Source organism: Enterococcus sp. ARL09-542 (assembly GCF_005234805.1).
Lineage (GTDB): Bacteria > Bacillota > Bacilli > Lactobacillales > Enterococcaceae > Enterococcus_D > Enterococcus_D gallinarum.
In genome coordinates, this window is sequence record NZ_QPQX01000002.1 from 40931 (window position 1) to 55290 (window position 14360).

A 14360-nucleotide genomic window follows, 5' to 3' on the forward strand; every position below is an offset into this window, starting at 1 on the left:
TAGTTCGCTTTCTGTGTGACTTTTAGTAAAATAGGAAAGAAGGAGTGAAGAAAATGAAACGAATCGTTATTTTTAGTTTGCTGTGGCTGGCAGGGATTGGGTTGAGCGGCTGTTCTGAAGCTACTACCCAGACAACAACGACTGGCAGCAATCAAGCTACAGCTAGCTCGGTGGTTAAGCAACAGACGGCTGAGATCTCATTTGTGAACAAGACAGATGCGCAGCCTGAACAAATACCAGCCAAAACGGTGTCATTCAAAGAAGGAACCTCTTTAATGGAGATAATGAAGGAAAATTTTGATTTAGTGGAAGACAAAGGCATGATCACCAGTATTGAAGGATTAGCGCAAGATGAAGCGGCTGGTTATTATTGGACCTATACGATCAATGACGAGATGGTCAATACCGGCGCAAAAGATACATCTCTTACCGAAAAGGATCGAGTCGTTTTTACCTATGAGAAATTTTAAACCGACAAAAATGTCTTTTTCCGTGCAAGAGATTGCTTATCTTGCTTTGCTAGTAGCAGCATCAGTGGTGGGGCGTACATTGTTTCAACCACTGCCAAATGTACAACCAATGACCGCTATTTTCTTATTGGTGGCTCTTTATTTAGGCTGTGTCAGAGGACTGATCGTCGCATTGTTATCCCTTTTGATTACGAATTTTTACATGGGGATGGGGATTTGGACGATTGCTCAGGCAGTAAGTTATACAGTCGTGATCCTCATGATGAGCGGATTAAGATTAGAGGAAAAATCAAAAACGGATCAAACGCCAAGCTGGCGGATTGATCCGTTCGTTTATTCTGGGGTTCCCACAATTTTGATGTATTCATCGATATTTTTGATTTTCATATGTTTGATCACTAACTGTTCACGTTTGTTCCATTTGCCTTCGACTTCTAGCTGGTACTTGTTGAGAGGTAAGCGTAAAACGTAACTAGAAAGGTAACGGTCTTTAATAATACAGTTGATGATTTTATGGTCTTCTAATAATTGGATTCCAGTCAGCATCATCGGAGTTTCTTGAAAAACACGACTGTTGACTAACAATCCTACATGTGTTTCATTCATTATTCGATCCTTTCTGAGAAAAATAAATTCTCGAATATTCTTCTTTTCTATGTTACCCGATTTATCTAGGAAAGGCAATTCTGGAAAAACACCTAGCAACGCAAATCACGGAATAAAACAACTGGTGAAGAGGAATCACTACACGATTGAATGGCAGAAAGTTTTTACAGAAAAAAGACACAGAAAAAAAGATACAGAAAAAAAGACAGAATAAAGAGATCTGAAACGGCGAGACAAAAGGAATGAACACAAAGAATGAATAAATAAGAAGCACACGAATAAACAAGGATTTTTGATGGCGCTTAAAGAGAAAGCGTGTGAAAACATATCATTTCTTAACGTTTAAAAAAGGCAACTTTTTGTTTGAAGTAGCTTAGAGAAAGGGAGTTAAGCAGAAATACGTTCTTCTAGAGGAAATGGCACCTGTAAAAGAACGAGGACTGCAAGCTTGAAAACAGGCATTTCAGCAGATTTCTGTTAAAATAATAACTATAAAAGAATTGGAGGAGACACATATGAAAAAATCTGGATTCGTAGTAGGTTTGATTGGCGCGGCTTTTGGTCTGGCAGTTTATAATAAAATGCAGAAGATGACTGTCAACAAAGATTCTGTTAAAGGCAAAGCAAAAGAAGCTGCGGGAAATGTCGTTGGCAACGAAAAAATGCAAGCAGAAGGAACATTGGATCAGGTTGTCGGTGCTTCTAAAGAAGTACTAATGGACTTGAAAAATTCTGTGTCCTCTGCCATTGGGGTTGGAACTCCAGACAAGGTGGCTGGTAAAGCCAAAGAGGCAGCAGGCGATATCACGGATGATCCGACAAAAAAAGCAGAAGGCTTTGTTGATCAAGCAGCAGGGCATTCTAAAGAAATCATTGCAGATCTTAAAGACAAATCTGAGTCAATGGCACAAGATGTCAAAGATAAATTCGACCAAAAATAGGATGTAGTGAGAGACAGGCACAGAGGGCCTGTCTTTTTTTTGTGGCTTTTTTTGCAAACAAAAACAATGATCCTGTCACCTGAAGAGCGACAAGAACGAAGGATCGTTGTGCAATGATGGGATCGCTGACAAAAGTAGTAATTGATGCTTGACACATGAATGTACGTTCATATATAATAAAAATGTAGATATGAACATATATTCATTTGTAAGCAAATGATGCACTAACTTTGAAGGAGGCTTTTCTTATGTCTACCCACTCTTGCAATCATTCAACACCACACACCCATGCAGCAGAGGCAAGCCATTCCCATGGCAACGCCCCGTTACGTAATTATTTAGTAGGAGTTATTCTTTTTATTGCTGCTTTATTGGTACCGCAATTGGTCGTTAAAGATTTATTATACAGTGCCGCTATTCTTTTAGCAGGGTATCATATTATTTGGGAAGGGATCGAAGACACCATCAAAGATACCCGCAAAAGCAGACACTTTAAACCGAATGTTCATTTATTAATGACATTGGCTGCCTTTGGTTCAGTATTGATCGGCAACTTCAATGAAGCTGCCTTGCTGATTCTGATTTTTGCCGGGGCTCACTTTTTGGAAGAGTATGCAGAGGGCCAAAGCCGCAAAGAAATCACGAACCTCTTGAAGTTGAATCCGACAGAAGCCCGTCTGGTTAAGGCAGATGGCAGCATTGAGAAAATTGCAGCAGAGCAAGTCAAAAAAGGGGATAGGCTGCAAGTTTTACCAGGGGACCAAATCGCAACAGACGGTAAAATTCTCTCGGGAATCAGCAGCATCAACGAAGCCTCCATCAACGGTGAAAGTGTTCCCCGTGAAAAAACTGTAGGGGATGAAGTTTTCGGAAGTACGATCAACGGTAACGGCACTTTTATGATGGAAGTGACAAAAGACAGCAGTGAGACAGTTTTTGCTAAAATACTCTCTGTTGTGGAATCGGCACAAAACAATCAATCAAAAACAGAAACCCGCATCAAAAAAATCGAGCCGCTTTATGTGACAACGGTCTTGATTTTGGTACCCTTATTTATTTTGACAGCACCCTTTCTTTTTGGTTGGGATTGGTCAACCAGTTTTTACCGGGGACTAGTGATGATGATCTCTGCTTCGCCCTGTGCATTAGCCGCTAGTGCAGTACCTGCTAGCTTGTCTGCTATCTCAAACTTAGCAAAACGGGGCATCTTATTTAAAGGCAGTTCTTATCTTGCAAATATGGGACAAACAAAAGTAGCCGCCTTTGACAAAACTGGCACATTAACGATTGGTCAACCACAAGTGACCGATGTTTTCTTTGCTGAAGAAACAACTGAAGCGCACCGTCAAGAGTGGGTATCGCTGATCTTGGCCATGGAAAAGCAAGCAAATCACCCATTAGCGGCTGCCATCGTAGAGCATTTTGAGAAACAAGAAAAGGCACAACCATTAGAACTTTCCGTTAACAACCAAATTGGTTCCGGTCTGACGGCTGTAGTTGAGGGAAAAACCTATCGAATTGGCAAGCCAGCGGCGACGTTTGCGCATTCATCATTTGCTGAGCAACGAGAAACCCTGGAACAATCAGGCAAAACGGTGGTTGTTTTTTCGGTGGATGATCAGCCAGTTGGACTGATCGCATTGATGGACTTACCGAATCCTCAATCTAAAGCGGTCATAGATGAACTGCAGCAATCTGGTATTCGAACAGTCATGATCACAGGAGACAGTCAAGCAGCTGGACAAGCGATTGGTGATCAGCTTGGAGTAGATCAAGTTGCTGCAAATGTTCTGCCAGAAAATAAGGCTCAGATTATCCAGCAGTTGCAAAATGAATACGGTCAGACAGTCATGGTTGGAGATGGTATCAATGATGCGCCTGCATTGGTACAGGCCGATATCGGTTTTGCTATGGGGGAAGGATCGGATGTTGCAATTGAAGTGGGGGATGCGGTGATCATGAAAAATGATCTAACACGCTTTACCTACGCACTAAAGACCGCAAAAAAACTAGATCGGATTATTTGGCAAAATATTTTTTTCTCCATGTTTATTGTGGCATTATTGATCGTATTGAATTTGCTAGGCAAAATGAATATTGGGTTAGGCGTCTTTGCTCATGAAGGCAGTACATTACTCGTCTTATTCAACAGCTTGCGCATGCTTGCACCAATGAGTGAGACAGTCGCCCATACATCAAAAAAATAATCAAAAAACGCTTATGCTGATTTAATGGCCATCCAGCATAAGCGTTCGCTTTTTTAGTAAACAATGTCATTGATTGTACGCTGCAGAAGAGCGAGGAAATTGGTCGATTTTTGCTAAGCGCTGATCGATTCGTTTGATGATGCCTTCTGAAAACTCGAGATTCCGGATAGAAGAGCGAGCCGCAAGCAATAATTGTTTTTCTTGCATCAAATCTTCTTGGATTCGATAGATATTGGCTAAGCGTTCCACATATTCATAATGGGTGTAGTCCGTCTGGCTGATCAAAAACTTCAATAGATCTGCTGCCTGCATATACGCTTCTTGCGTATAATAAGTGATCGCTTCCCGGTATAACTTGATTTCAAATTCTTCGATTTTTTGGGAATTTGCTTTTAAATCCCGCCATTCGTTGATTGAAATTTTTTTTTGGATATTTCCCAAATCGTCATACAAAAAAATCACAGGGACGTCATTGGGATGTTTTGTTTCTTGTTTGATTTTTTTCATGTCGTACCTCCTGCGTTTTTTGCTCCGTTTTTACTGATCATTTCTCGTTGATACAGTCTATTGTAAAAGCAAAGCAACAAAAAGTCTACATGAAGATGTCAAAAGAATTGTTCTTTTAGCGCATTCTCATCTTAATAACTACGTTTTCTTTGAAAATGATTGATTAAATCCGAGATCCCCATAAAAATCAAGACTCCGCCAAAAATTTGGAAGAACAAAAGCCACGTTTGAAACGGATTGAAAACAAGAATGATACCTGCCACAATCACGAATAAACTGAAAAGCAAACCAGTGATAAATGGTAAGCCATTGCGTTTTTGATTAAAGCTTGCCATCAAACGCGTACAGCCACTGATCGTGATCATGATTCCCAAAAAGAATGGTACGATCGATAATAGTCCCTTTGCAAAAACGAGAATAGCTGCGGCGGCAATCAAAAGCAGGATCCCCGTTGTCATCTGCATATTCACATAGCCGGTTTGCCGTTTTTCTTTGTAACTGGAATAGAGGTTGATCACCCCAAGGCAGGCAACATATCCGGCAACTAAATAGACAATCGTATTAAAGACACTGCGAGGAGCAATCAAAATAATCAATCCAGCAATCAAAAATAAAATCGCTCGTAATAAATCGTATCGTTGGATTTTCTCGAAAAAAGTATTCATAAGTTCAGTTCCTCCTTTTTTTTACTATTGTAGCGGATTTCTTTCAAAATAGAAAATAGAAACGCGTTGTAGGATAATTCTGCTTTTGAAGCAGCAAATTATTTGGTAAGATAGATGAAACAACAAAGAATGGAGAAAACTATGAGTGTATTAACGCTTTTAATGTGTCTGTTCACGGTCGTCTTGTATTTGTTTCTCGCTGTCGTCCGCAAAGACATTCAAATTGTTGCAGCCAGCCGTAAAGGCGGAAAAGCAGCAATTGCTTTCTTTTCATTGGTGGTCATTATAGCAATGTTTTTTATGGAAGAAACCTTTGAGAACCGCTTGCGAGGGGTCGTATCTGGATTGCTTTTCTTAAGTTTTGTTTTTGATAGCAGAGGGTTAGCTGAAGATCGATTCATTATTCATCCACTAAATATTCGCGGGATCTTGTATCAGGAAGTGGATCGGGTGGTACTGTATCAGGAGAGCAAGGACCAATGGATCAAAATGAATTTCTTTCGAAGAGGGATGCGAGGACCACTGTTGAAATTCGAGCGTCCAATGGAAGAATTGGTCCTGTTTTTGACGGAGCATCTAAATGAAGGAACACCGATCGATATTCTAGTTGATCAAGAGCCAAAAGGTCATTGAATTTCTTTAAGCGATCATATAAATTGAGAGAATCAATTGGCCGGGCCCCTTTGACTGCAAAAGCAAAGAGACCCGGTCAATTTTTTAATTTAAGGGACTATCCAGTTGATTTTTTTGGCAAAATTCGAGTACGCCGAATACAGGAAGCAAGCTAGGTTTCTGACCGAACGTTTTGCTATTTTTTGTTTAAGAAGAACAGGGTCTTACCCTTAAATAAAGGGAATATGGTAGAATTGAGTATCAACTTTATTGTTTTAATTGAATAGGTTTACATACAAAGGAGGACGATGCTGTTGGTACAAATAAAAGAGGTCCTCAAAACCGTTTTGTTCGTTGCTCTGTTTGGGCTGTTACTGTTTTCGTTGCGACAATACGTCTTCACTCCTGTGATCGTTAAAGGAGATTCTATGGATCCAACATTGCATGATGGGGAGCGTGTGATCGCTATGAAAAACACCCAGATCAGCCGGTTTGATATCATCACATTTGAAGCCCCTGATGAGGTGGGAAAAAACTACATTAAGCGTGTGATCGGATTACCTGGTGATGTGGTGGAATACCGTGAAGACACTTTATTCATCAATGGGGCAGCATATGAAGAGCCTTATCTTTCTGCTTTTCGTTCAAAATTAACCGATGGTTATCCACTGACTTCTGACTTTACGATGGCTGATTTCGGTGTTGAACAAATTCCAGAAGGAAAATTGTTGGTGTTAGGGGACAATCGCCGAATCTCTAAAGACAGCCGGACCATTGGTTTGATTGATCAGTCAGCCGTATTAGGAGATGTCAAATTTATTTTTTGGCCCCTTAAAGATTTCGGAAGCATTCCGAATCAACACTCTGAGTAAGCGGAAGTCCGACTCGCTCAGAGCTTTTTTTTAAAAGAAAATTTGTTATACTATTTGTTATGAAGACAATGGAAGAAAAATTGTCAACGGATCAATAGAGAGCATCAAAACTGTTATTTTTCATGAGCAGGTTTGGTAGATGCAGGAGTTGATCTTTACTTACGATAGAAGCGACGATAAAAGTAAAGGAGTCTTCGTATGAGTTTACGATTTATACTAGGCGATGGACGCTGCGATCACGAACAAGCGATTTTGGACGCAGCTAACGCTTGGTTGGAAAAGCCACAAACAGAAGTCTTTTTTCTTGTCCCTAACTACAATAAGTTTGAACGAGAAAGAGAGATTCTGCAGGCGCTAAAACAAGGCACTGGAGATTTTGCCTCGATTCGAGCTCAAGTCTATAGTTTTCACCGTCTGGCCTGGTTCTATCTTCAACAAACTGGCTGGTTGTCAAAAACGGCCATTACAGATACCGGTGCAACCATGATCCTTCGCAAAATACTTCTCGATTTGGAAGAGGAGTTGATTCTTTTTCGAGGAGAAATCAATAAACCTGGGTTTATTCAACAACTGTTGTCTCTTTATCAAGAAATGCAGACAAGTAATATCGCAACCGAAGATCTGCATCTCGGTGGAACGATGAATAGGAGCAACGGAGAGGATGCGTTAAAGTTTTCCGAACTCGCATTGATCTTTCAGCGTTTCGAATTAGAAATGGTGACCCGGGAACTGCAAGTGGAACAACCGCTGGCACTACTAACACGTTTTCTGCAGCAAGGGTCTAAACCCAATGAATTAATGAACGATCGGCCTGATCTTTCGGAATCATTATTTATCATCAGTGGTTTTTCAGCATTTTCAACTCAAGAACAGAGTGTATTAAAAGAATTGATGAAACATGGGCACGTCGTTGTCGATTTGCTTTTAGATCATGGATATCCCCAAGAATTACCTTCACCATTAGATTTGTTCTATGAATCGGGCCGCAGTTACCATCAATTATTTCTTGATGCTAGAACGGAAAATGTCGCCATTTATTTGGATCAAAAGCTTTCACCTTCTGAAGCACAGCAAGTGACACTAGAGAAAGCTGCCGCATACAATGAAGTGGAATCCTTTTGGCGTAAAACCCAGAATCAGCTCCATTATCAGCAGCAGCAATCAGTTTCACCGTATCTAGAAATGTGGAAAGTTGGCAATCCTGAAGAAGAAGTCCGGCAGATAGCTGCGAAAATCCGCGCATTGATCAGCGAGCAAAAAGGAGCAAAACTGCGTTATCGAGACATTCAAGTCTTGACACTGCAACCAGAGATCTACCATCAATATATTCCAACGATTTTTAAAGAATATGAAATTCCGTTTTATATTGACGAAGAGCAACTCATGGCTCAGCATCCGCTCGTTGAATTCTTGAATGCCTTCTTTGCTTGTGCAGATTATGGCTTTCGTTTAAATGACATTTTTCGACTGTTGCGTACGGAACTTTATTTGCCACCAGCATTCCAACAACAAGAAGACTGGCTGGCTGCCCGGGATGCATTTCGACAATTAGTAGACATTACAGAAAACCAAGCACTGGCTCATAACTTCCAAGGAAAAGATTGGACCCGTGAGAGAGACTGGCTCTTAGTGGACTATACATTGACAGGAGAAAACGCATCTGGCATCGCTGAATTGACAGATTATACGAATCAATTGCGCCGCTATTTCCGTCAAGATATTTTTGGCTCCTTAAAAAACATTCAAGAGACAAAGACGAACCGGGAAGCTGCAGGTGCTTTATACCAATTTTTACTTTCAGCAGGTGTTGAACAGCAATTGATTCATTGGCGAGATCAAGCAATCTCACAAGGGAAACTAGAGCAAGCTCGCAACCATGAACAAACATGGCAAGCTTTGATCGATCTTTTAGATGAATTTGTGGCTATTTATGGCGATGATCCTTTCGAACAGTCACTCTTTGAAGAAGTATTGATGACGGGTTTGGAGAATCTGACTTTCGGGAAAATTCCGACAGCAATCGATCAAGTCAATATTAATCGTTTTGATCTAGTACGACCTCGGCAAGCAAAAATCACTTTCGTACCAGGATTGAATGAGACGGTGTTGCCAAGAAGGATCGAAAATAAAACATTGTTGACTAACGAAGAAAGACAACATCTCAATCAATTGTTTGCGGGAGAAAAATATCTACGCGATACGATTATCGAAAGTAGCGCCAAAGAGCCGTTTCTTTTTTATGCGATCTTATTGTCTTCCACGGATAAACTCTATTTGTCTTATGCATGCAATTTTGATACCCAGCAAAATATCAAATTGTCCCCATATCTGGCTCGTCTGCTTGAATGGTTAGATGTTTCTTTACAAGACCGGGGCATCTTATCTTTAACCAGTGATCCAGAAGCCTACGTCGGCACGTATCGGGGATTAATCTATCAGTTGAATAATCTAAGTCAGCAGGCAAGAAAAGAACGACAGAATTTGCCGGCACAGTGGCAACGGTTCAAACAGGCTTTATTGCATTCGCCTGAAAAACAATTAGCCCTTAGAGTATTTGAAAGCCAGACCCATCAAAACATTCCAGTCCCGTTGTCTCAAGATAAAGCCGTTGCTTTATATGGGCCATCCATCTACAGTTCGATCTCGCAACTGGAGACATTCTACCAGTGTGAATACAAATATTTTGTCAGTTATGGACTACGCTTGAAAGAGCGGGAAATCTATGGACTTAACTCAGCGATGACTGGTGAATTTTTCCATGATGCACTCGATCGCTTTGTCAAAGTATTGATCAGTGAGAACATCTCATTGACGCAGTTGACCATGGATCAACGGCTCCAATTTGTTGAAAAAGTGTTGCAAGAGATTTTTGGAGAAGTCCGCTATACATTATTGTCCAGTTCGGCCAGAATGAATTTTATTCGTTATCAACTAGGTAAGACGATTCAGCGAGTAGCTTGGGCATTAACGAAGCAAGGACAAAAAATGCACTTCTCACCGCAAAAAACCGAAGTACTGTTTGGACAGATCGCTGGCGCTCAAGGGATCAATGGCATCGAGCTGCCTTTAAGCAGTGGGGGCAAACTGCATGTGCGAGGAAAAATCGATCGGGTAGATGCAGCAAAAACCGAAGAAGAGCAGTGGCTTTCAGTCGTAGATTACAAATCAAGCAGTCGTGAATTTGATTTGACAGAAGCTTACTATGGCTTAGCAATGCAGTTGATCACTTATTTAGACGTTGCGCTGAATGATGCTGTGCAGCTAGTTGGTACAGAAAATGTGCGCCCGGCTGGGGCTTATTATTTACATGTCCATGATCCAGTCTTAGATGGTCAAAAATCCTCTGAAGAGGAACGGTTGAAGCAATTCAAATATGATGGGTTGTTTCTGGATGAACCCTCATTGTTTCCACTTTTGGATCATGAATTGTCAGACAGCAGCAATTCGGCAGTTTTTCCGATTCGCAAAGACAAAAGCGGGACGTACCAAAAGACACCACAAGCCAAAAACAAGTTTTACACTGAAGAAGAGATTCGCTTGTTGAGGCAGCACAACCGCAAAAATATGCAGCAAGGTGCGGAGAAACTTCTCAGTGGCGAAATTGCCTTGAATCCGTCTTATAAGCTGAAAGACAAAAAGCGCGCCTGTGAGTTTTGCCCATTTCGCAGTATTTGCGATTTCGATGTGATGCTGCAAGAAAATAATTATCATCGTCTAGAGAATTTATCGAAAGAAGAGGTTTTACAGCGATTAAAGGAGGAAGAGAATGACTAAGATCCCTCTAAAACCACAAAATGAAACATTTACTGATACTCAGTGGCAAGCGATCTTTGATAAAGGAGACAATCTCCTTGTTTCTGCCTCAGCTGGATCAGGAAAGACCACCGTCCTTGTGCGACGTGTGATCGAGAAATTAAAAGCAGGAATTCAGATCGACGAATTGCTGATCGTGACCTTTACCGAAGCAGCAGCAAGAGAAATGAAAGAACGGATCCAAGTAGCTCTGCAAACGGCCATTAATCAAGAAAGCCAAGAGCAAAAAAGACAACATTTCGTTCGGCAGTTGCAATTATTACCTACCGCAAATATCTCAACACTACATGCCTTTTGTTTAACGGTCATTCGGCGTTTTTATTATCTGATCGATTTGGATCCTGGATTTCGGATGCTGACAGATGAAACGGAGATTTTGCTGCTGAAAGAGGAAATCTGGACACAATTACGAGATGCACACTACGAAGCAAATGATGAAGCCTTCTTTCGATTAACCGAAAACTTCGCCAGTGATCGTTCCGATGAGACGGTTGGTGATTTGATTTTGTCACTCTATGATTTTGCCCGCGCCAACCCTGATCCAGAAAAGTGGCTGGACGGTTTAGCGGTAAATTATGAAGCCGCGGACAATTTAGGGGAGAATCACCTCTATCAGGCTCAAATCAAACCGACGTTGGTAGAAATTGCCGCAACGGCAGAGCATTTGCTGGCAGCGGCCAAACAATTTGCAGATCAGTCACCATTAATGGAAAAAGCAGCAGCACTCGTTCAAGCAGAGATTTCTCAAGTCCAAGAAATTCAACGAGTTCTGGCAACAGACGATCTATCCGTCTTATATGATCGCTTGACTCATTTGACCTTTGATCGCTACCCAAGCTATCGGAAAGAAGAACAAAAAGAACTTTCACAGGAAATCAAACCGTTGCGGGATGATGCCAAAAAACTATTAGAACAACTCAAGGGATATTTTCCTTATCCACCAGCAGACATGCTGCAAATGCTGCAACTATCTGAACCGATCGTTGCGACTATGGCAGAGATGACCAAAGAGTTTTTGACTGCTTTTCAAGCCCGCAAGCTAGCAAAAGGGTTGTTGGATTTCAATGATTTGGAACATTTCACGTTGAAAATCTTATTGGGTGATGGCACAGGCAGCGATGCTTCTGTTTATTACCGCGATAAATTTGAAGAAGTGCTCGTGGATGAGTATCAGGATATCAATCGACTGCAAGAAGCGATTCTGTATTGGGTTCGGCAAGTTTCAGGAGACCATGGAAACATGTTCATGGTAGGGGATGTCAAACAATCGATCTATTCATTTCGCTTAGCAGACCCCACTTTGTTTATAGAAAAATATTTGGCATTTGAACATCAAAACGGGGGACGAAGAATCGTTTTAGCAGAAAATTTCCGTTCGCGCCGCGAAGTGCTTGATTTTACGAACTTGGTTTTTCAACAATTGATGGACGAACAAGTTGGACAGATCCCTTATGATGACGCAGCGGCTTTAGTTCCGGGATTTCCGAGTTTTCCTGAAAGCGACGCATTCATTCCGGAACTTTTGCTCTATGAAAAAGAAGCTGAAAGTACTACGAATTTGATTGAAGACAAAACGGAAGGAGAACTTCACGTCACCGCAATCAAAATTCAAGAACTGATCCAATCCCAATTTATGATCTATGATAAAAAAAGACGGGCAGAACGTCCAGTCACTTATCAGGATATCGTTTTACTGACTCCTACCCGCAAAAATAATTTGGTCATCTTAGATGTTTTCAAAAAATTCGGGATTCCTCTGGAAGTCAATGATGCCCAGAACTATTTTCAAGCAACAGAGATCCAAACAATGATCGCATTGTTGCAAATCATTGATAATCCTTATCAGGACATTCCATTAGTGGCTGTTCTCCGTTCACCTATGGTAGGGCTAACGGAAGACGAACTAGCAGAGATTCGGCTAGCGGATCGTACCAGTGAGTTTTACAAAGCGGTCTTGACTTATCAAGACAACCAAAAGGGGACTGTTTCCGCTTTAAGCAAACGAGTGGATGATTTTTTAAGCGAATTGAATCGTTGGCGGGAAGCAGCTCGCAGACTGCCGATCCCTGATTTATTATGGGATATTTATGATACAACGGCTTACTTGGATTACGTGGTTGGCTTGCCAGCAGGGCAACAGCGCTATGCCAATTTGATTGCATTGATCCACCGAGCAGAGAAATATGAGAAAAGCAGTTTCCGAGGATTGTATCAATTCATTCGGTTTATTGAAAAAATGCAAGAAAAAGATAAAGATTTGGCAGAACCGTTGGCGACGCCAGCTGAAAATGCTGTGCGGGTCATGACTGTCCATGCTAGTAAAGGGTTGGAGTTTCCCGTTGTTTTCTTATTGGATACAACGAAATTTTTCAATTACCAAGACTTTCAAAAGCGTTATATTTTTGAAGAACAACTTGGCGCAGGTATCCAATATATCGATGCTTCGGAAAATATCAAATATGAAACGATTCCTTTTCAAGCCATCAAACAAGTTCGTTTGAAAAAAGCCCTCTCTGAAGAAATGCGTAAACTATACGTAGCATTGACACGGGCCGAGCAGAAACTGTATTTAGTTGGTTCTTATAAGGATCGGCAGGCAGCCTTTAAAGCTTGGCAAGCGGGGTTGACACAAAGTCAGACAGTCCTTGACCCGGCTTTACGTTTAGTTGCAAGAGGCAGTCTAATGGATTGGGTCGGTTTGACATTGATTCGTCATCCAGAGATGGAGCAGTTTTTTACTGATGCCAGTGAACGAAAAATGACGATCCATCATCCTGCAAGATTCCAGATCCATTGGTGGAATCAGGATCAGATTGATCAGCAATTGCAGGTGCAGCCGCCAACAGAGGCAGTTGTGGCTCCGACACCAAGTACTACAGCCCCAGAAAGATTGCTGAACCGTTTAGACTATCAGTATCCTTACAGCAAAGCGACTCAAACCACCAGCTATCAGTCGGTCTCAGAGTTAAAACGTCTATATAATGATCCGGACGATCAAGATATTACTTTACTGGAATGGCATTCCGCGGATCAAAAATTGGCACCTCAGCGCTTTCGTTATGTTGAGACTGAATTAGCTAAACCGCGTTTTTTACAAGAACAAAAACCGCAAGCTGCTTCGATCGGGAGTGCTACGCATCTAGTTATGCAAATGCTGCCGCTGACTGAAGTACCGACGGAAGCATCCTTAGCAGCTTTTATCGATGAATTGGTTGAACGTCAGCTCTTTACGAAAGATGTTGCCGACAAAATTGATCAAGCGAGCATCGTGTGGTTCTATCAAACAGCCGTGGGGCAAACTTTGATCAAGTATGCAACACAGGTAAAACGGGAGCAGCCATTTTCAATGCTAAAAGAAGCTGCCACTATTTTTGAAGGATTTGATGAACCAGATGCCGAATTATTGATCCACGGGATTATTGATGGCTATGTGGAGTTGCCAGATCGAATCATTTTGTATGATTTTAAGACGGATGCTGTATTTGGCAGTGAAGCACAGATTGAAAAGCGCATGCGGGATCGGTATTTTGGACAGCTAAAACTGTATTGCCAAGCGTTAGAACAAGCTTTGCAGAAACCTGTGACTGAGACATATCTGGTTTTACTAGCCGCTAAGAAAATAATCGAATGGTAGGCCCTCGAACGGGATTCCTTACAATTCGTAAGC

General features: G+C 41.4%; 10 protein-coding genes and 1 pseudogene. 8 read left to right on the top strand and 3 right to left on the bottom strand.

What is annotated here, in order from left to right; translation table 11 throughout:
* The first annotated feature begins 53 nt into the window (after positions 1–53).
* Positions 54–470, top strand: coding sequence for a DUF4430 domain-containing protein (locus DVW06_RS02645; RefSeq protein ID WP_005473251.1), 417 nt, complete (start codon positions 54–56; stop codon positions 468–470).
* 10 nt (positions 471–480) lie between these two features.
* Positions 481–807, top strand: a pseudogene (locus DVW06_RS17745) (ECF transporter S component); the annotation flags it as partial.
* Here the strand turns inward: DVW06_RS17745 and DVW06_RS17380 are convergent.
* Complete coding sequence (locus DVW06_RS17380) at positions 804–1076, bottom strand: hypothetical protein (RefSeq protein ID WP_003126697.1); 273 nt, start codon at positions 1074–1076, stop codon at positions 804–806. The pseudogene DVW06_RS17745 and the gene DVW06_RS17380 sit on opposite strands and share 4 nt — an antisense overlap.
* A gap of 515 nt (positions 1077–1591) precedes the next feature.
* Here DVW06_RS17380 and DVW06_RS17750 point away from each other — a divergent pair.
* Both DVW06_RS17750 and DVW06_RS02660 read left to right on the top strand, forming a co-directional pair.
* Positions 1592–2017 carry a CsbD family protein gene (locus DVW06_RS17750; protein WP_081132063.1) on the top strand — a complete coding sequence of 142 codons (426 nt, stop codon included), beginning with the start codon at positions 1592–1594 and terminating at the stop codon, positions 2015–2017.
* 248 nt (positions 2018–2265) lie between these two features.
* Positions 2266–4224 (top strand): heavy metal translocating P-type ATPase, encoded by a 1959-nt coding sequence (locus DVW06_RS02660; RefSeq protein WP_029486843.1) that lies wholly within the window; start codon positions 2266–2268, stop codon positions 4222–4224.
* A 66-nt stretch (positions 4225–4290) separates the two neighbouring features.
* Here the strand turns inward: DVW06_RS02660 and DVW06_RS02665 are convergent, their stop codons facing one another.
* Positions 4291–4731, bottom strand: coding sequence for a hypothetical protein (locus DVW06_RS02665; RefSeq protein ID WP_005473243.1), 441 nt, complete (start codon positions 4729–4731; stop codon positions 4291–4293).
* A 131-nt stretch (positions 4732–4862) separates the two neighbouring features.
* Positions 4863–5396, bottom strand: a complete 534-nt coding sequence (locus DVW06_RS02670; RefSeq protein WP_005473241.1) for an HdeD family acid-resistance protein — start codon at positions 5394–5396, stop codon at positions 4863–4865.
* Between the two features lie 141 nt (positions 5397–5537).
* On the opposite strand from DVW06_RS02670, the gene DVW06_RS02675 reads away from it, so the two are divergent.
* The 4 genes from DVW06_RS02675 (at position 5538) to addA (ending at position 14327) form a co-directional block, all read left to right on the top strand.
* On the top strand, positions 5538–6029 hold the full coding sequence (locus DVW06_RS02675; RefSeq protein ID WP_003126690.1) for a hypothetical protein: 492 nt from the start codon (positions 5538–5540) through the stop codon (positions 6027–6029).
* A gap of 293 nt (positions 6030–6322) precedes the next feature.
* Positions 6323–6880, top strand: a complete 558-nt coding sequence (lepB, locus tag DVW06_RS02680) for a signal peptidase I (protein WP_003126688.1) — start codon at positions 6323–6325, stop codon at positions 6878–6880.
* A gap of 198 nt (positions 6881–7078) precedes the next feature.
* Positions 7079–10654 (top strand): PD-(D/E)XK nuclease family protein, encoded by a 3576-nt coding sequence (locus DVW06_RS02685; RefSeq protein ID WP_029486841.1) that lies wholly within the window; start codon positions 7079–7081, stop codon positions 10652–10654.
* Positions 10647–14327: a helicase-exonuclease AddAB subunit AddA gene (addA, locus tag DVW06_RS02690; protein ID WP_137264388.1), complete on the top strand. Its 3681-nt coding sequence runs from the start codon at positions 10647–10649 to the stop codon at positions 14325–14327. The genes DVW06_RS02685 and addA overlap by 8 nt, the downstream gene beginning before the upstream one ends.
* Positions 14328–14360: the final 33 nt, after the last annotated feature.